The 18,898-nt window shown below is 45.4% G+C and carries 21 protein-coding genes; 20 read left to right on the top strand and 1 reads right to left on the bottom strand.

Annotated elements, in window-relative coordinates:
• Positions 1 to 151 precede the first annotated feature (151 nt).
• The 18 genes from LZG72_RS19655 to LZG72_RS19570 all read left to right on the top strand — a co-directional run bounded on the left by LZG72_RS19655 (position 152) and on the right by LZG72_RS19570 (position 14,121).
• Entirely contained in the window at positions 152 to 418 is a 267-nt protein-coding gene (locus tag LZG72_RS19655) for a phosphopantetheine-binding protein (protein ID WP_233876273.1), read from the top strand.
• A gap of 3 nt (positions 419 to 421) precedes the next feature.
• A complete protein-coding gene (locus tag LZG72_RS19650; protein ID WP_233876271.1) occupies positions 422 to 1,288 on the top strand; it encodes a lipid A biosynthesis acyltransferase in 867 nt (288 codons plus the stop codon).
• Entirely contained in the window at positions 1,288 to 1,707 is a 420-nt protein-coding gene (locus LZG72_RS19645; protein ID WP_233876270.1) for a hypothetical protein, read from the top strand. Before LZG72_RS19650 ends, LZG72_RS19645 begins: the two co-directional genes overlap by 1 nt.
• Before the next feature lie 17 nt (positions 1,708 to 1,724).
• A complete protein-coding gene (locus LZG72_RS19640) occupies positions 1,725 to 2,138 on the top strand; it encodes a thioesterase family protein (protein ID WP_233876268.1) in 414 nt (137 codons plus the stop codon).
• A gap of 17 nt (positions 2,139 to 2,155) precedes the next feature.
• Positions 2,156 to 3,238: a beta-ketoacyl synthase N-terminal-like domain-containing protein gene (locus tag LZG72_RS19635; RefSeq protein WP_233876266.1), complete on the top strand. Its 1,083-nt coding sequence runs from the start codon at positions 2,156 to 2,158 to the stop codon at positions 3,236 to 3,238.
• A complete protein-coding gene (locus LZG72_RS19630) occupies positions 3,235 to 3,861 on the top strand; it encodes a hypothetical protein (RefSeq protein ID WP_233876265.1) in 627 nt (208 codons plus the stop codon). Before LZG72_RS19635 ends, LZG72_RS19630 begins: the two co-directional genes overlap by 4 nt.
• 25 nt (positions 3,862 to 3,886) lie before the next feature.
• On the top strand, positions 3,887 to 4,144 hold the full coding sequence (locus LZG72_RS19625) for a phosphopantetheine-binding protein (RefSeq protein ID WP_233876263.1): 258 nt from the start codon (positions 3,887 to 3,889) through the stop codon (positions 4,142 to 4,144).
• 14 nt (positions 4,145 to 4,158) lie between these two features.
• Positions 4,159 to 5,343 carry a beta-ketoacyl-[acyl-carrier-protein] synthase family protein gene (locus tag LZG72_RS19620; RefSeq protein ID WP_233876261.1) on the top strand — a complete coding sequence of 395 codons (1,185 nt, stop codon included), beginning with the start codon at positions 4,159 to 4,161 and terminating at the stop codon, positions 5,341 to 5,343.
• Between the two features lie 10 nt (positions 5,344 to 5,353).
• A complete protein-coding gene (locus LZG72_RS19615; protein WP_233876259.1) occupies positions 5,354 to 6,307 on the top strand; it encodes a beta-ketoacyl synthase chain length factor in 954 nt (317 codons plus the stop codon).
• On the top strand, positions 6,297 to 7,067 hold the full coding sequence (locus LZG72_RS19610; protein WP_233876257.1) for a polysaccharide deacetylase family protein: 771 nt from the start codon (positions 6,297 to 6,299) through the stop codon (positions 7,065 to 7,067). Before LZG72_RS19615 ends, LZG72_RS19610 begins: the two co-directional genes overlap by 11 nt.
• Positions 7,054 to 7,686, top strand: a complete 633-nt coding sequence (locus LZG72_RS19605) for an outer membrane lipoprotein carrier protein LolA (protein ID WP_233876256.1) — start codon at positions 7,054 to 7,056, stop codon at positions 7,684 to 7,686. Before LZG72_RS19610 ends, LZG72_RS19605 begins: the two co-directional genes overlap by 14 nt.
• Before the next feature lie 17 nt (positions 7,687 to 7,703).
• On the top strand, positions 7,704 to 8,060 hold the full coding sequence (locus LZG72_RS19600) for a hypothetical protein (protein WP_233876254.1): 357 nt from the start codon (positions 7,704 to 7,706) through the stop codon (positions 8,058 to 8,060).
• Positions 8,061 to 8,119: 59 nt separating this feature from the next.
• Positions 8,120 to 9,289, top strand: coding sequence for a DUF2062 domain-containing protein (locus LZG72_RS19595; protein ID WP_233876252.1), 1,170 nt, complete (start codon positions 8,120 to 8,122; stop codon positions 9,287 to 9,289).
• A gap of 126 nt (positions 9,290 to 9,415) precedes the next feature.
• Positions 9,416 to 11,635, top strand: coding sequence for a sodium-translocating pyrophosphatase (locus LZG72_RS19590; protein WP_233876250.1), 2,220 nt, complete (start codon positions 9,416 to 9,418; stop codon positions 11,633 to 11,635).
• Between the two features lie 103 nt (positions 11,636 to 11,738).
• A complete protein-coding gene (locus LZG72_RS19585) occupies positions 11,739 to 12,035 on the top strand; it encodes a nucleotidyltransferase family protein (protein WP_233876248.1) in 297 nt (98 codons plus the stop codon).
• Positions 12,028 to 12,372, top strand: coding sequence for a DUF86 domain-containing protein (locus tag LZG72_RS19580; RefSeq protein ID WP_233876246.1), 345 nt, complete (start codon positions 12,028 to 12,030; stop codon positions 12,370 to 12,372). The genes LZG72_RS19585 and LZG72_RS19580 overlap by 8 nt, the downstream gene beginning before the upstream one ends.
• 83 nt (positions 12,373 to 12,455) lie before the next feature.
• Positions 12,456 to 12,767 (top strand): hypothetical protein, encoded by a 312-nt coding sequence (locus tag LZG72_RS19575; protein ID WP_233876244.1) that lies wholly within the window; start codon positions 12,456 to 12,458, stop codon positions 12,765 to 12,767.
• Positions 12,768 to 12,888: 121 nt separating this feature from the next.
• A complete protein-coding gene (locus tag LZG72_RS19570) occupies positions 12,889 to 14,121 on the top strand; it encodes a multidrug effflux MFS transporter (RefSeq protein ID WP_233876242.1) in 1,233 nt (410 codons plus the stop codon).
• A gap of 3 nt (positions 14,122 to 14,124) precedes the next feature.
• Here the strand turns inward: LZG72_RS19570 and LZG72_RS19565 are convergent, their stop codons facing one another.
• Entirely contained in the window at positions 14,125 to 14,742 is a 618-nt protein-coding gene (locus LZG72_RS19565; RefSeq protein WP_233876240.1) for a class I SAM-dependent methyltransferase, read from the bottom strand.
• Positions 14,743 to 15,046: 304 nt separating this feature from the next.
• Here LZG72_RS19565 and LZG72_RS19560 point away from each other — a divergent pair, with 304 nt between their 5' ends.
• Both LZG72_RS19560 and LZG72_RS19555 read left to right on the top strand, forming a co-directional pair.
• A complete protein-coding gene (locus LZG72_RS19560; protein WP_233876238.1) occupies positions 15,047 to 16,270 on the top strand; it encodes a T9SS type A sorting domain-containing protein in 1,224 nt (407 codons plus the stop codon).
• A 275-nt stretch (positions 16,271 to 16,545) separates the two neighbouring features.
• Positions 16,546 to 18,837: a PSD1 and planctomycete cytochrome C domain-containing protein gene (locus tag LZG72_RS19555; protein ID WP_233876236.1), complete on the top strand. Its 2,292-nt coding sequence runs from the start codon at positions 16,546 to 16,548 to the stop codon at positions 18,835 to 18,837.
• Positions 18,838 to 18,898: the final 61 nt, after the last annotated feature.

Genomic DNA, 18,898 nt, shown 5'->3' with positions numbered 1-18,898 from the left:
CAGTGGTGGGAATTTCGTATTTTTGTTCTCCTCCGTTTTTGATGCAGGCGCAATGACTTTCGGTATTTTTTATTGTGTAGCAGGTTGATTTTGTTCTTAAATATTCGAAATGTTGTCAAACTATCAGGGATAATAAACTAATTTTATAGCCATGCATGCTAACGACGTAAAAATGAGTTGGGAAGAAGTTGTTGAAGAAACAAGAGATTTTTTATCTGAGGAATTCGAGGTGGACCGCGATCTGATCCTTCCTGAAAATAACCTTAGAAATACCTTGGACCTCGATAGCCTGGATTACGTGGACCTGGTTGTGCTCATTGAAGAAAACCTGAACGTGAAGCTCACGGGCGAGGATTTCAAGGAAATTGCAACCTTCGGAGATTTTTATCAGCTTGTCCGCAGGAAACTTGAATTGTAGGAAATGAGCCGTTGGGATGGTAAAACCAAAGGATCCTTAACGGGGTATAAAATCTTTCTTTTCTTTATCAATTCGTTAGGTCTGGACTTCGCTTACGGTTTGCTGCGAATAGTGACTTTCTACTATTTTCTTTTCGCTGCAAAACCCAAAAAAGCACTTCTTGATTTTTATCAGAATGCGCTCCATTTTCCTGCCTCAGTTTCCAAAAAACTGGTCCGCAGGAATTTTTTTATTTTCGGCCAGACACTCGTCGACCGCGCCGCTTTCTTACTTGGCAAAGACAAAAAGTTCACCCTTACGTTCGAAAATGAGCAGTACCTGATCGACATCCGGGAAGGAGGTAGGGGGGGGATTTTATTGAGTGCGCATTTAGGAAATTGGGAAACGGCGGGAAATTTATTGAAAGGGCGCATTACCCCGACGATCAACATCGTGATGCTCGACGCAGAAGTAGAGAATATTAAAAAATACATGGATATGTCCACAGGCGGCTCACGGTTTAAAGTCATCGCAATAAAGAACGATCTTTCTCACATCATCTCCATTCGCAATGCGCTGATCAATAACGAGTTTGTCGCCATTCATTCGGATCGTTACCTGGAAGGTGCCAAATTTATTGAAATGGATTTTTTGGGTAAAAAAGCAAAATTTCCCTACGGTCCTTTTATCATCGCTTCCAAATTCGATGCGCCGGTAACCTTTGTTTTTGCCGCGAAAAATGGTACATACAGCTACCATTTAAGTGCCACGTTACCAATCACCGGAAAGTTGAAACCGGAAGAAATCGCGGCATTGTATGTAAAAGAGCTGGAACTGAAAGTAAAGCAGTATCCCGAGCAATGGTTTAATTATTTCAATTTTTTCAGTTGATGATCATTTCAAAGCAAACCATCACGGGCTACATTCCGCACCGGGCACCGTTTATCATGGTGGATAACCTGCTAAGTGCGAGCCGGGAACGTTTTGAATCTGATTTTCGGATCGAAGAGGATAATGTACTGGTTGAGAACGGCTATTTTCAGGAGATGGGATTGATCGAAAATATCGCCCAAACCTGCGCAGCCGCATTTGGCTACCTGGACCGTGAGGAAGCAGGCGAACCGAAAACAGGGTTTATCGGTGCCATTGGAAGACTTGAAGTGTTCGGCCTGCCGCCGGTCAATGCAACGATCCGCACGGTGGTGACGCCGACCCATCAGTTAGGAAATATTTACATGATAAAAGGGGAAAGTTTCCTGGAAGGAAGTATATTGCTCGGATGTGAAATGAAGATTGTAGTTACCGAGTAACCCCTAATAAAAAAAGTATGATTGCGTCGGAGATCGAGATAGATATACGATTTAGTGAAACAGATGCCATGGGTGTAGTATGGCACGGCAATTACCTCAAATTCTTCGAAGACGGCCGTGAAGCGTTTGGCAAGGCATATGGCCTCGAATATCTGACGATTTTTGACAAAGGGTATTTCACACCGATCGTAAAGTCGGAAATCGACCACAAAGCGCCGGTTTACTATGGTCAGGTTATCAAAGTCATTACCCGGTACATTCCGGCAAAATCCGCGAAAATCCAGTTTGAATATGAGGTTGTAAATCTTACAACGGGTGAAATATGCGCGGTAGGAAAAACCATGCAGGTTTTTCTGGAACGTGAATCGCGAACGCTGGAACTGATCACGCCGGATTTTTATAAGGAGTGGAAAGTACGAAATCAGGTCTAGGTAAATATTCCAGTCGCATGACCTATATAGGTGCAGAAGTCATTATCAGTCCATTAGGAAGCACTGCTTCCGACAATTGGAATGCATTATCCGCGAACCGGTCGGGCATAACACTCGCTGAAAAAGCGGGCTATAATCAGGAAGATATCTATCTCTCGCAAATTGCTGGTATTTCTGTTGATAAAAGGTTTGAATACCTTGTAGGAAAGGCACTTACTTCTGTTGAGAAACACATTGACGGAGATGTTATAAGATCGGAGAGAACCATTGTCATTCTCAGTTCGACAAAGGGAGCGCTGGATACGGACGTGACCGATCAGTTTGGCTCTTGCGTGACCAATCTTATTGCGGGCTTTCATCTTGCTAATGCGCCTCTGGTGATCTCAAATGCCTGTATTTCGGGTGTGCTCGCCATTAATGCTGCCGGCAATTTTATCAATGAGAAGTTGTATGACCACGCCATTGTGATCGGCTGCGATGTGATTTCAAAATTCGTTTTGTATGGTTTTCAATCGCTTTTTGCCATTAGTGACAAACCCTGTACGCCTTTCGACGCAGCCCGGAATGGCATTACATTAGGCGAAGGCTGTGGCGTGGTTGTCGTTTCCTCGGAGCGAAATATTTATAAAAAAACACCTTTGAAATTACTCGCCGGGACAAGCGCCAATGATGCCAATCACATTTCCGGGCCGTCCCGCACGGGTGAAGGATTGGTTAGGAGTGTGACCAAAACGTTGCAGAACAACAAGATTGACCCATCGGAAATTGATTTCATTTCGGCACATGGTACTGCCACCGTTTTTAATGACGAAATGGAAGCAATCGCGTTTGATCGCACCGGACTTAGCCAGGTTCCCATGAACAGTTTTAAAGGGTATTTCGGACATACGCTCGGTGCGGCGGGTGTGATCGAAACGGCTGCTTCCATGCAGATGATACGAAATGAAATGCTTGTTAAAAGTCTGGGTTGCAGCCAGTCAGGTACTTCAAAGTCCGTGAATATCATTGCTGAAAACAGGAAAGCCAGCCTCAAAACGGTGCTGAAAACAGCTTCCGGATTTGGCGGGGGCAACGCTTCTTTGATTATCAGAAATTTATGAGCTTTATTACCGCATACTGCCACCTGAACCAAGAATATTGCGCTGTAAATGGCGGGATCATTTCTCGCCGCGACAAGCAAGCGCAGGACCCGTGGTTCAAGCAAATATATAAAGAGCAGGAATTTGCCTATCCGAAGTTTCATAAAATGGATACGCTTGCGCAGGCCGGATTTCTCGGTTCTGAGCTGATCAAACGGGCGGCGCCGGCGCTACTGACAGACTATAATGATGATGAAGTGGCCCTGATTTTTGCAAATAGTGCGTCCAGCGCGGACACGGACCTGCGGTTTATCAGGTCCTATGAACAAAACGGCTCGCCAAGTCCATCGCTTTTTGTGTATACATTGCCCAATATCGTACTCGGCGAACTGGCGATTTTAAACAAATGGTACGGTGAGAATATGTTTGCCGTTTTACCTAAATTCGTACCTGATTTTTTTCTCAATTACACACAAATTCTCCTGTCGGGAGGCTCAAAAGCAGCACTTTGCGGGTGGCTTGAAATTTTAGGGGACCGGATCGACGCATTTCTTTTTCTGATTGAAAAAGAAGCTTCACACGCGATGGAGTTCAGTCGGGAAAACCTTGAAAGCCTGATCGCAACCGGGCCAGTTACGCAATGACTTTACGTTCAATACATTAATACGGATGGATAATTTAAAAGAAGATCTTAAAAAGCAGATTATAGAGCAGCTCAATCTGGAAGAGGTGACCCCGGCTGACATCGCTGACGACACACTTTTGTTCAATGATGAAGGTCTGGGGCTGGATTCGATCGATGCCCTGGAACTGATCGTTTTGCTTGAAAAATACCACGGAATCCAGGTGACCAAGCCCGAGGAAGGAAAAGAAGCTTTCAAGTCCATTAACACGATGGCCGAGTTTATTCGTAACAGAAAAGGCTGATAAAAATTGTTTCAATGGGTGTGCGAATAACCGGTATTGGTATTGTTTCCGCAATTGGATTGTCGGTTGAAGAAAATCTTCTCGCATTGAAGGAAAGCAGGTCCGGAATTGGCCCACTCACGGTTTTGGACGTCGGTAGGGATTTACTGGCCGGCCAAGTGAAACTGTGTGATGAGGAACTTGGAAGGGAATTGAATATCGGCCCGGCGGGCATTTCAAGAACTTCATTGCTGGGCTTAAAAGCTGCCAGGGAAGCCTGGGGAAGTTCAATGCATTCAAAATCCATCCGCACGGGAATCATTTCTTCCACTTCTGTGGGTGGAATGGACCGGAGCGAGGTATTTTACAAAGAGTACCTCTCACAAAAGCACCCGGATTACGCGGTGCTGAAAACCCATGACAGTGGATCTACCACGGAACGCATTGCTGCTGAACTTGGAATTTCGGGTTACATCGATACTCTTTCAACGGCTTGTTCCTCGGGTGCAAATGCGATTATGCTCGGTACCAGGCTGTTACTGCAAAATAAGCTCGACAGGGTTTTAGTCGGCGGCTCCGATGCACTCACCAAATTCACCATTGATGGTTTCCGGTCACTGATGATTTACGATGACGAATGGTGCAGGCCTTTTGACGAATCGCGGAGCGGCCTGAATTTAGGTGAAGGCGCGGCTTTTCTGCTGCTGGAAAATGAAAAAAGTGTTCAGTTGTCCGGAAACGCCACTTTGGGTTATGTTAGTGGTTGGGCAAATGCAGCGGATGCCTACCACCAAACGGCGTCTTCGCCGGAAGGAACGGGTGCAACGATGGCGATACGGAATGCCATTGCCAAATCTGAAATTTCACCTGACCGGATTTCTTACGTGAATGCGCACGGTACCGGCACAAAAAACAACGACCTTTCGGAATCGGTTGCGCTAAAAAACGTATTTGGAGACAAAATTCCTGCATTTAGTTCAACCAAAGCCTTTACAGGACATACTTTGGCGGCTGCGGGGGCGATAGAAGCTGTTTTCTCGGTTTTGTCCATTCAACATAACCTGATTTATCCAAACCTGAATTATAAAAACGCAATCGCCGAAACCGGCCTGGAACCAGTAACCAGCCTGCAGACAGAGAACTCTGTGCATGCTGTTCTTTCCAATTCATTTGGTTTCGGCGGCAATAATTCTTCGCTGGTTTTCACCGATCAAATTTAATAGCAAGTACGTGTTTTACATTTCTGCATCATCGACCATTTCCCATCAACCCGCATTTCAAAATGCAGGATTTTCGGGTGTGATCGAGCCGCTGCTGGCGGATTCCGTATTAATTACGCCGGATTATAAAGGGTATATCGACGCAGGATTATTACGCAGAATGAGCAAAATCCTGAGAATGTCTGTCGCTTGCTCGAAAGATTGTCTGAACCAGGCAGGAATTGATCAGCCGGATGCCATCGTTGTCGGAACAGGTCTGGGCTGCTTACAGGATACCGAAAAGTTTCTCACCAATTCGATTACCATAGAAGGTCTGCTGCCACCCACTTCGTTTATCCAGTCCACACACAATACCATGGCGGGGCAGATTTCATTAAGCATTGGTAACCACGGGTACAACATGACCCACACTCAGAATACGCTTTCCTTTGAAAATGCATTACAGGATGCGATGCTTTTGTTAATGGAAGGTCAGCAACATGTTCTGGTAGGTGCGGCGGACGAGTACATTGAATTCCTGACCCAGGTTTCAGAAAATCTTGCAGCTTTTGATGGGCAGTACCTGACTTCCGGAGCTTCTTTTTTTGTTATATCAAATCAAAAAACGGATACGAGCGCCGCTGCAATTAAAGATTGCAGATCCGTCGGGCTTGTCGATGATACGGAAGCTGAAATTATTTCATTCCTTGCTGAAAATGAATTGAATGCAGCTGATATAGATCTGATTTTATATGCCGGATATTCGAAGTCAAATTTTGAAATTTTTTTGAAACTTGGCATTGATAAAAGCAAATGTGTGGATTATCTGGCATATTCGGGTCTTTATCCGTCAGCTTCGGCGTTCGCATTGCATATTGCCGCCGACCGGATCCAGCATGATAAGTCCGTCGGGAACATTTTGATCTATAATGCATTGGTACCTCATCACTTAGGATTAACACTCGTCCAGCCCGTTGAAGCATAACATCGTCACATTTATTGCGATTACCATCTTTGCGTTGAGCGGGATCGTATTTTGGGAAACGGGCTTCGTCGAGTACGTACTCTCTGCGATTGCATTGCTATATCTTGCGTTAACTGCCTATGGATCAGCTAAAATCCAGTCAAATTATTTTCTCACCTCCATTAATTATGGGAAAAGGAAATCGGTTGCATTGACCTTCGACGATGGCCCGGATCCCGAAACCACACCCAGGATACTGGCTACGTTGAGAGAAAAAAACATCAAGGCGACGTTTTTTGTGATCGGCAAAAAAGCGGCCGCATATCCTGGCTTAGTGCAGCAGATTCAGGATGAGGGGCATATCGTTGGAAATCATTCATTTACCCACCACTATCTGATCGGTTTTTTCTCAACACAAAAATTGAAAAACGACCTTGCGCATTGCAATGAAGTGATCAGGGATATCATAGGTAAAACGCCGGTTTTCTTTCGACCGCCATTTGGAGTAACCAATCCGAGGTATGCCGGTGTTTTATCTCAGTTGCAATTGAATTCCATCGGATGGTCGCTGCGCAGCATGGATACGCGTGCCAAGAATAAATACCAGATTATTAACAACGTCATTACCCGTTTAAAAGCCAGGGACATTATTTTGTTACACGATAACCTGCGGCCCACAGCCGACGCGCTCGATGATCTGATCGAGCATTGTCTTCAAAAAGGGATTAAGATCGTACCGCTGTCTGACCTCATTCAAAAAGAACCGTATGATCATAATTAGACCAGAAATCGTGCTTTTGTGCTGCCTGATTTCAACTTCCGTTTCCGCTCAATCCTTCAAGCCTGTCAGCAATCCGGAAAAGGTGCTGGCCGAACTCAGAAAAACGTCACAATCCACTTCCTCCATTCAGGCTTCATTTTCGGAAGAGAAATATCTGGCGGTTTTGAAAGAACCCGAGCGGTCTTCCGGCATTTTTTATTACAAACAAAAAGATAAAATGCGTTGGGAGCAAAAAGTGCCTTCGAGCTATGTGATTTTAATTAACGGTGATAGATTACGCGTTCAGGAAGCTGGAAAGGAGAAAAACGTAGGGCAGGCGGGAAGAATGGCTGCGCAAATCAAGGAGTTAATGATCGGATTGGTCAATGGCGATTTCCAGCAAAACAAGGCTTTTGGCCTCACTTGTCTGGAAAGTGACGAACACTACTCCGTCGTTTTGACACCTGTCAGCAAACGATTGAAGAACATCTATTCAAAAATAAATTTGAACTTCTCAAAAAGCACATTACGACTAAAAGAGCTGACCTTTTTTGAAAAAGGAGGGGATAAAAACATCATGAAATTCCAGAACGAAAAATTTAATCAGCCTGTCAACGATACCCTTTTCTTGAATTTGTGAGTATACTACCTGAACAGATGTCAAAAAAGCAGATCTTTTCGATCCACAGTTTGAATGCGGAAGGGGACAAGTTTGTGGCAGAAGTGAGCCTGGATGCAACAAACGCTATTTATAAAGGTCATTTCCCTAACCTGCCGGTGACGCCGGGTGTGATTCAGCTGCAAATGGTGAAAAAAGTAGCGGAACAGCATTTACAGAGAGATTTAAAGGTAAAAACCATCCGTTCGTGTAAATTTCTGGAAGTGCTGAATCCGGAAAAAACGCCTCGTTTTATCATTGAGTTTGTAATAAAAGAAAATGAAGTGATCGAGGTAAATGCAATGGGTAGGTGGGGTGAAAGTACATTTTTCAAAGCGCAGGTCACTTACATCTGATCAGCGTTTTTGCAGATACTCAGCGAGCGATACATGTTAAAATCCATTAGCCAAGTAAGATGACCCTTTCTGACATCGATTGCTGCATTATAATCCCTACCTATAACAATGAAAAGACACTCCGCAGAGTAATAGACGGTGTACTGGAGTACTCAGGAAAGCAAGCCATTATCGTGGTGAATGACGGTTCCACCGATCAGACGATATACATACTAGCCAGGTATGGGGCCAAGCTTAACGTACTCAATAATAATTCCAATCGAGGAAAAGGCTACTCGCTCAGGAGAGGTTTTAAGGAAGCGATCCGGCTGGGTTATAAAAACGCGATCACCATCGATTCGGACGGGCAGCATTTAGCCTCCGACATACCGGTTTTCATCGAAGAAGCATACCGGAATCCCGGCGCATTGCTCATGGGTTCGCGTAATATGGAGCAGGAAGGTGTGCCTGGTAAAAGCTCATTCGGAAATAAATTTTCCAACTTCTGGTTTACATTCGAAACCGGCCTCACGCTACCCGACACTCAAACGGGATTCAGGTTATACCCGCTAAAATCGTTGAAAACCACCAAACTGTTTTCAACCAAATTCGAAACGGAGATCGAGGTCATTGTTAAACTGGCCTGGAAAAATGTGCCAATTCTTCCCGTGAACATCAATGTCATTTACGACAAAGACGAACGCGTAACGCATTTCCGTCCCTGGCGTGATTTTACGAGGATCAGCATTCTTAATACCTGGCTCGTAATCCTCACATTGCTTTATTATTTACCAAAAAGACTCTGGATCGAACTTCGGAAAAAAGGGTTATGGAAAATAATCAAAGATGAGGCGGTTAAACCAGATGAGTCCAATTTAAGCAAAGCCAGGTCCATTGGTTTCGGCTTTTTTATGGGGATCCTGCCAATCTGGGGCTTTCAGTTGCTGGTGGGTATTCCGCTTTCCATTTATTTTCGGATGAACAAAGTGCTTTTCCTGACGGCGGCAAACATCAGCATCCCGCCTTTCATCCCATTGATCATCTTCGGAAGCTACAAGTTCGGTGGGATATTTTATAAGAACGGCGTGCAGCTAACCTCCGTGGAAGATCTGACACTCGAATCGATCCATGTCAATTTTGTACAGTATTTTTTAGGTGCAACTTTGCTTGCCATTGCAATGGGAGCACTCGGTTTTGTGCTCAGTTACCTGATCCTTTCTCTTGTTCGATCCGGGCGTCGCGCGGATTGACGTCTCCAAAAACTTATAAAATTCATACGAATTGCTCAAAAATAAGGCTTTTGCGGTTTTGTTATGAGGTCTCATTCTCTATATTTACGGGATTATAAAACCTTTTAACCAAATACTTTAAAACGCATGAGTTACATTACCTATTTAGTACCGGCGCTGGGTGTTATCGGCTTGCTGGTTATGTTCTTTAAACGAGGGTGGGTTGTTCGCCAGGATGCCGGAAGTCCGGAAATGAAAGAGATTTCCGACGCGATCGCTGACGGCGCGCTCGCATTCCTGAAAGCCGAATGGCGCGTTCTCATTGTATTTGGTATAATAGTCAGTATTTTATTAGGTTATTCGGGCACTTTGGTGGAAAACTCAAGTGCCTTTATTGGTATATCATTTCTGATCGGCGCATTCGTTTCCGCATTCGCCGGCTACATCGGGATGAACATTGCTACCAAGTCTAATGTGCGTACGACACAGGCTGCACGCACCAGTCTTACCAAGGCATTGGAAGTTTCTTTCACGGGTGGTTCTGTAATGGGAATCGGGGTGGCAAGTCTAGCGGTAATCGGTCTGGGAGGCTTGTTTATTATACTATATTCCGTTTTCGTGGGAGATTCCACGGATGTGAATGGGCTGGCGATGGAAAAGGTGCTTGAAGTGCTTGCCGGGTTTTCCTTGGGTGCTGAGTCCATTGCCTTATTCGCTCGGGTAGGTGGTGGAATTTACACAAAGGCCGCCGACGTCGGCGCCGATCTGGTAGGTAAAGTAGAGGCAGGAATTCCCGAAGATGATCCCCGTAACCCTGCTACCATTGCTGATAACGTAGGTGATAATGTGGGCGACGTGGCTGGTATGGGGGCCGATTTGTTCGGTTCTTATGTAGCAACAATCCTCGCGACGATGGTACTCGGACGGGAAATCGTGGCGCAGGGAACGGATAACTTTGGCGGCATTGCACCGATCCTTTTACCGATGGTAATCGCTGGAATGGGTTTGATCGCTTCCATCATCGGCATGTTACTGGTTCGTGTCGGCGACGACAACGGTAATGTGCAGGGTGCATTGAACCGCGGTAACTGGGGGTCGATCATTATTGTGCTGATTGTGAGTTATCCTCTCACCATCTGGATGTTACCCGAAGGAAATCTGACGATCCGTGGTGTGGATTTTGATGCCATGGATGTGTACCTGGCAATATTACTCGGCTCGGTTGTCGGTGCGATAATGTCCACAGTGACGGAATATTACACTGCCATGGGCAAGCGTCCGGTGCAGTCTATCGTAAACCAATCTTCGACCGGCCATGCTACCAACATCATCGGCGGGCTTTCTGTGGGGATGGAATCTACCGTCATTCCAACACTCGTTCTGGCAGCGGGTATTTTCATTAGTTACGAATTTGCGGGTTTATATGGGGTGGCCATTGCCGCCGCCGGGATGATGGCAACAACAGCCATGCAGCTGGCGATCGATGCTTTTGGTCCAATCGCCGATAATGCCGGTGGGATTGCTGAAATGGCGCATTTACCGGAAGAGGTACGCGGCCGTACGGACATTCTGGATGCAGTGGGTAACACTACCGCGGCAACGGGGAAAGGTTTTGCGATTGCTTCGGCAGCACTTACCTCACTTGCGCTTTTTGCTGCATTTTGTGGTGTGGCGGGCATCAACTCCATTGATATTTATAAAGCCAATGTGCTGGCGGGATTGTTCGTGGGTGCAATGATCCCGTTCATCTTCTCATCACTCGCCATTGCGGCAGTAGGTCGGGCGGCGATGAAAATGGTGGAAGAAGTGCGGCGTCAGTTCCGCGAGATCCCGGGGATCATGGAAGGTACAGCCAAGCCGGAATATGATAAATGCGTGGCAATTTCTACGCAGGCCTCGATCCGTGAAATGGTCGCCCCCGGTCTGATCGCATTGATCGTTCCGGTACTTGTCGGGTTTCTTTTTGGGCCGGAAGTACTCGGCGGAACACTGGCGGGTGTAACCGTTTCAGGAGTTTTAATGGGTATTTTCCAGAACAATGCAGGTGGTGCCTGGGATAACGCGAAAAAGTCGTTTGAAAAAGGTGCAGTAATTAATGGAGAGACTTTCTATAAAAAGTCAGAGCCACACAAGGCTGCTGTAACCGGAGATACGGTTGGAGATCCATTCAAAGACACCTCGGGTCCATCTATGAACATTCTGATCAAACTGATGTCCATTGTCTCTCTGGTCATTGCGCCGCATATTGCCGTGAACAAGGGGGAGTTGCATGGGATGGGTGGGAAAGTTATTCCAAAAGTTGTGAAAGCTTCGGAAAAGGAAGCCGGATCAGTCATCACATATCACGCGGCCCAATTGCCAAAATAGACATTGAGGCTACATATTACTTTGCCCGGCCGCTTTCGGTCGGGCATTTTTTATTTTTAAGACTTGGAAATTCTTATTTTTACAGACAAACACCGCCATAACAATGCTTCAAAAAAACGCGATAAAAGATCGGCTAGCCTCTTCAAAGTCTCGACTCCGCACATTCGGTATCAATAGATTAGGCTTGTTTGGTTCGGCTTGTCGGAATGATATGAAGGAGGGAAGCGATATTGACATTCTTATCGATTTTGAAAATGACAAGGAGACTTATATCAATTTCATTGAGGCATGTCAATTACTTGAGTCTGTTTTCCAGGGATATAATGTTGACATCGTTTCGGTTAAAGGTCTAAGCCCGTTTATTGGTCCGCACATCCTGAAAGACGTAGAATATGTCTAAGGATTATATCGAATACCTGCGCCACATATTAATTGAGTGTGAGTACATAACTTCGGTGATCACGACCGACTATTCGAAAGAACACTTTTTGACGGATGAAACGCATAAGCGGGCAATTGTGCGGAGTCTGGAAATTATTGGAGAAGCCACGAAGCAAATCCCGGTCGATGTCAAGTTACGTTGGAATGGCATTGCATGGAAAAATATGGCTGGAATGCGGGATCGTTTGATACATGATTATATAGGGGTAAACTATCATATCGTCTGGGATGTTGCGAGAAATATCATTCCCGTTATTAAGGATCAAATTGAGAAAATCGTGTTAGAGATTACCTAAGGGAATGATTTTTGTTGTTATACAGTGTCGGGTTTGAGGCGGGTGCCTTGAAGTCCCGGCATTATTCAATAAAACAGAAAATCATGAAAAAAGTATTTGTTCTCGCTGCGATGATAGGATTGTCAACTGCGGCTTTTGCTCAGGATCAGGAACGGACGAAAACGGAAAAAGCGGTTGATGATACAAAAGAAGCCGGCAGGAAGGCAAAAAAAGAAATGAAAAAAGACGCCAAAGTCGTCGGCGAAAAAACCAGAGAGGGTGCTGAAAATGTAGCCGATGGAACAGAAAAAGCCTACGATAAAACAAAAAAAGGGACGAAAAAGGCGTATAAGGCTACCAAGAAAGAAGCAAAAGAAATTAAGGAAGACATTAAGGAGAAAACAGATAATAAGTAATCTGCATTTGTTTAAACTTCAAAACCGGTTCAATGCGAGCCGGTTTTTTTTAGTGCTTTTATCGAAAAATAGGAACTTATTAATATTTAGCGGCCGTTAGACTTGTAATCGTTGTATTATTATGAGTCGCAGACACTACACATATATCATCCTCATTCTGGGATCGCTTGCCACAGTGAGTCCTTTTTCCATTGACATGTATCTACCGGGTTTTCCGCGCATCGCAGAAGACCTGCATACGACCATTGATCAAGTTCAGCTTTCATTAACCGGTTACCTGATCGGAATTTGCATCGGACAAATCATTTACGGTCCTTTATTGGATCGCTTCGGTCGTAAGAAACCGCTTTATGTGGGCCTGGCTCTGTATGTAATTGCTTCCATTGGTTGTGCATTCACTACCTCCGTGGAAGCGCTGATTGTGATGCGGTTCTTTCAGGCAATGGGAGGATGTGTCGGTTTAGTAGCCTCTCAGGCATTGGTAAGTGATCTTTTTCCTTCCGATAAGCGTGCAGAAGTGTTTTCACTGATCACACTGGTGATCGCAGTTTCGCCGATGATTGCTCCCACAGTCGGGGGCTACGTTACTTCAGCCATTGCCTGGCAGTGGATATTTGTCATTCTGGCCGGGATCGTGAGCGTAATTATTGGCGCTATTTACTTTTTTCTGCCGACCGGGCACGAGGCCGATGATTCCGTGTCGCTACGCCCGAAGGCGGTTTTGAAAGGGTATGCCACAGTGATCCGTCAGCCGCAGTTCCTCATTTATACGCTTGCGGGCGGACTCGCGACAGCTGCCCCATTTGCCTATATCGCAGGGTCCGCAGATGTATTTATGAATATTTACAAAGTATCCGAACAGCAATATGGATGGATATTCGCTTTTCTGGCGGTTGCAATGATCGGGTCTACGCAGCTCAATCACTTTCTTTTAAAGAAATACACCAGCGAGCAGATCATCAAGGTAACATTGTTTTACCAGAGCATTATCGGAACCGCATTGATCGTCGGGGTTTATAATAACTGGTTTGACTTATTCTCATTGATCGGGATGATGTTTCTGTTTCTGACAGGTCAGGGGCTGACAGGCCCGAATACTTCGGCATTGTCGCTTGCACCATTCCATAAACATGCGGGCAGCGCCTCAGCTTTATTAGGCAGCTGGCGTATGGGAGCCGGTGCCCTCATCTCCGGAATCGTGAGCCTTCTTCATAACAACACCGCAATACCGATGGTTGGACTGATGGCGTTCTGTGCATTGGGAGGTCTTCTTATTTTGCACGCAGGAAATGCGGCGATCCGCCATCAGGCGAGCCGACAAGAAGTTGAGGATGAGATCTCGGTTTTGTTGTAAAAATCAACGCGCTTTTTTCCGTAGTGATTTAGTATCGACCAATATCCCCAGTCCGTAATGTTCAGGGTAGTTGTACAACGTCTGCCCGGTCGCTTTTGCGATGTCTTTTACGGCTTCTCTCACGGCTGGAAAGCTTTCCGTATCGTGAAAAATGGTGCAGTCACTATGTTGCGCCGCCCAAAGGCCACATTCGTAGGTTTCTTTGTAGTTGTGCACAATGTCTACATGCGCGAGATTGTATCGCTGCTGATCCGTCACAATCCAATCTTTGTAATCCGATTTAACCAATCGAATATTCGGGTATGCCACAAGGCGCCTGCTGGTTTCCTCGAAATGCTCGTTTTTATTGACGGTATGTTCGTCCCCCTCAAAAGTGTCAACGCCGGTTACTGATCCAAAATAGTTGGAAAAAACCACAGTGGAGTAACCAAATTCTACCCCAAACTCAATGCAGCGTTTCCGCGGCAGGTGGAATTGCTCTATAATGTCTTCAATGATCATCTCCAATCCTTTCCATGCCGAAACAATGTCGAGCACTCGCTCCGGCTTCCTCAAATTCTTGGGTTTGTATGGCTTGATGTCGAGTATAAAATTTTCGCGGATGTAAGTTCTCAATCCCATGGCTTGCGTGTTCAGGTTTTCAGCCCGCAAAATAAGCTACTCGAAGCTTCGATCATAGCCGCGGCGTGAATTCCGCAGCATGGGTGAGCATGTGCATAAACAATGTCTCTAATCTTTACGAATTACTTCTAGTCAAAATGACTGTTTTAGGGCGTTTTATTAGCTAATTATTGCCTTTTGTCGGAATTTATTCACTTTCCACGCCTCGGCTACTTTTTTTGAATAGAAATTATTCGTAATCTGTGCGTACTATTTAATTCTAAACGTACATTTATCTATCATTTTATCACACGTAGCCGATCCTATGAATAGAATTACTTTTACTACACTAGCATTTCTATCTTTTTTATCAGTTGCCCGGGAGAGTTTCGCCCAGCAGAATGCGCTTATTACCACCAAAAGAGATTTCCCAATCGGAATGGTCAGTTTCGGTTCGTCTGTTATTTCAGGCGTATTGGGTGACGGCAACTTTGTGGATGGTTATGTTAAAAAAACCGGCACCGGGGCGTTCGTTTATCCGGTTGGCGATAATGGGGCGCTCAGACCGTTTGCAGCTTCTCAGGAAACGACCGGCGCCTATTTTGGAGTTGATCCCGGCATAGCCATTACCAATAATCCGATCGGAGGCAACTATGGAGTGCTCCCGGCCGAGGGGCCATTTAATTCAGGTTTGTTCGAACCGGCACTCCAAGTGATCTCGAAAAAAGAATACTGGGACATTAATGGCAGCGAGCAGACAAAAATCACATTAACCTGGAATTCAGGGAGCGACTTGAACACACTTCTGGGCACAAAAGATATTTCAAAACTGACAATTGTTGGCTGGAATGGTACTCGGTGGATCAAAATTCCATCTATAGTAGACCCCACATCCATTATTGGCGGAGCGAGCAACAAAACATCGGGATCGATTACCACCACGTCATCGCTTGTCCCGGACAATTTCAACGTGTATTCGCTCGGGGCGTTGCAGGATGGCACATTACCCGTAACGCTGGTTCGTTTTACTGCGCAAAACAAGGAACAACAGGCTCATCTCGAATGGATTACCAGTTCAGAAATTAATTCCAGCCATTTCGATATCGAAAGGAGTTTAGAGGGGAAATCGTGGGTTTCGATCGGAACGGTGGCCGCGACAGGAGATCCAAGTCTTTCAGGAACAGTTGCGACAAACTACGAATTCACAGACACGAAACCTTTTTCCGGACTGAATTTTTATCGGCTTAAAATGGTAGACCTGGATGAAACATATGCTTACAGCGCGATCCGCAAGGTGGAGATCGGCAGTAATCCGGAGATTGCTTTTTACCCCAATCCTGCGTCAGATCGTTTGTTTGTAACGCAGAACGATCCCGATAAAGTAAAGGAAGTGAATTTGACAGATCTGAAAGGCAATGCTGTTTATCGCGGAAAGTCTTTCGCCAACCAGGGGATTGACGTGAGCCAGCTGCCGCGGAGTATCTATGTGATCAATATGATGATGGTAGATGGTTCCGCTAAAACAGCGAAAGTGCTTGTCGGCAGGTGATTTCCTGTATTTGAATTTAACATTGACTCATTCAAAGAGTAGCATAACCCGGCTGATTATTAGATAATTAGCCGGGTTAATTACTTGAAAATCAAAAAGTTCGGTAAAGTCGCAGACTTGGAGCAGTATAGCACAGGATGGTTGAGTTATTTAAACAATGCTATCTTGTTAACCAATAAAATGTACATTTTTTTAGTTATTTATTTATATTAACAAAAAAGTGGAGCAGATACTGAACCAGAATTATGAATTTGAAGACGAGATTGGTTTTAACCATGCTCTCTGCATGTGCCGCACTGACATTTCAATCCTGTAACACATCTACATCGAGTCAGGCGGCGGAGGAAAAACTTCCCGAGCAGGTAAGCTATAACTTTGACATCAGGCCCATTCTATCCGATAAATGTCTGGCCTGTCACGGTCCGGATGCAAATAAACGGGAAGCGGGCCTGAGGCTCGACGATCCGCAAAGTGCATTTAAAGCATTGCAGGAAAATCCCAAGGCACATGCGCTGATCGCAGGCAAGCCCGAGCTGTCGCAGGTTTACCTTCGGATCACTACCGAAGATACCGCCTTGAAAATGCCCCCGCCTGCGTCCAATCTCAAACTTTCACAGCGTGAAGTTGATCTCATTGAAAAATGGATTAAGCAAGGTGCGAAATATGAAAAACACTGGGCATTTGTTGCGCCGAAAAAACCAGCCGTTCCCGAAGTTGATCGTGAGGATTGGCCCAAAAATGAAATTGATCATTTTGTCCTGGAAAAACAGGAGCAAAAAGGCTTGGAACCAAACGGGGAAGCAGATAAAGAGCGATTGCTGAAACGTTTGAGCCTGGACCTGAACGGTTTGCCGCCAACTTTGAAAATGATGGACGAGTTCATAGCAGACAAAAGTGCGAATGCCTATGAAAAAATGGTCGATCAGCTGCTTAAAAATCCTTCTTATGGTGAAAAAATGGCCATTCACTGGCTTGACCTGGCCCGATACGCAGATTCCCACGGATATCAGGATGACGGTTACCGGACGCAGTGGCCGTGGCGGGATTGGGTCATTCATGCATTTAACAAAAACATGCATTATAATGATTTTGTAACCTGGCAGCTGGCTGGTGATTTGATGCCAAATTCAACCAAAGAACAATTGCTGGCAACGGGTTTTAACCGAAATCACAAGATCACCGAGGAAGGCGGCGTAATTCCCGAAGAATACCGCATTATGTATGTAACAGATCGCAACGATTTGTTTGGCAAAGGTTTACTCGGAGTTACCCTCGAATGTGCGCATTGCCACGATCATAAATACGATCCATTCTCCCAAAAAGAATATTACCAGATGTTTGCCTTCTTCAATAATGTCGAGGAAGTCGGTATCGAATCGGTGATCGGGGGGCCGGAAACATATGCCAAAAAACCTTTAATGGAGATCAGCAACGAGGATGTTGAGAAAATCCTGACGTTTGTAAACAAGCCCGATACCAACCGGCTCATCGTTTCGGTAATGGGCGATCTGGATACACTTCGCAAGACTTACATTCTGAAAAGAGGCGTTTACGATGCGCCGGGCGATGAAGTGCAGCCTGGTACTCCGTCTTCTATTTTACCTTTTGATAAAAACCTCCCTAAAAATAGGTTAGGCTTGTCCAAATGGCTTTTTGATAAACGCAATCCATTGACTTCCAGAGTTTATGTGAATATCTTATGGCAGGAATTTTTCGGAAAAGGCATTGTAAAAACTTCAGGTGATTTTGGAATGCAGGGAGAATTGCCCTCTAATCCTAAGCTGCTCGACTGGCTAGCCGTTGATTTCATGGAGCATAACTGGGATGTGAAAAGGTTGGTTAAACAGATGGTGATGTCGGCAACGTACCGGCAGTCCGCAGTGGTGACGAAGGAAAAGCTGGCAGTTGATCCCGATAATGTTTTGCTGGCTCGCGGCCCGCGTTACCGCATTCATGCCGAGTTTATCAAAGACCTGGTACTGGCCAGCAGCGGACTTCTCAACAAAACGATCGGCGGGCCGAGTGTGAAACCGTATCAGCCTGCGGGACTTTGGGAAGGTGCTACTTCCGGCCGCGGTTTGCTCTCCGTTTACAATCAGGACCATGGTGCAAGTTTGTATCGCAGAGGAATGTATACATTGATCAAACGCACCGTGCCTCCTCCGACCATGAGTATTTTCGACGCAAGCAACCGGGATTTATGCGAAGTAAAGAGATTGAAAACCAATACACCTTTGCAGGCATTGGTCATGATGAACGACCCGGCGGTTTTGGAAGCATCGCGCGTTTTGGCGACGAAGCTTTTGCAGGAAAAAACAGAAAGCAAGGAAAAGCTCATTAAAGCCTTCCGGCTTATCGTTTGTCGCACGCCAAGCGAAAAAGAACTGGAAGTACTTAGCAAATATTACGAACAGCAGCTGAAAACCATAAAGCCGCAAACCGCAGAAAAAATGGTCGCAATAGGAGAGTACCCACTCATGAAAAACGTCGATAAAAAGGCATTAGCAGCACTGGCAAGGGTTATTTCGACGATTTATAATTTGGAAGAAACGATAACGAAGTCTTGATTGGCTATTAGCTTTTAGCCGTTAGCTTTTAGCCAAAAAACTAGAGGCAAATTGCTAGAAA

Source organism: Dyadobacter sp. CY323 (assembly GCF_021390245.1).
Lineage (GTDB): Bacteria > Bacteroidota > Bacteroidia > Cytophagales > Spirosomataceae > Dyadobacter.
Note: the sequence above shows the minus strand (reverse complement) of the source record. Positions and strands in the feature narration are given on the sequence as shown.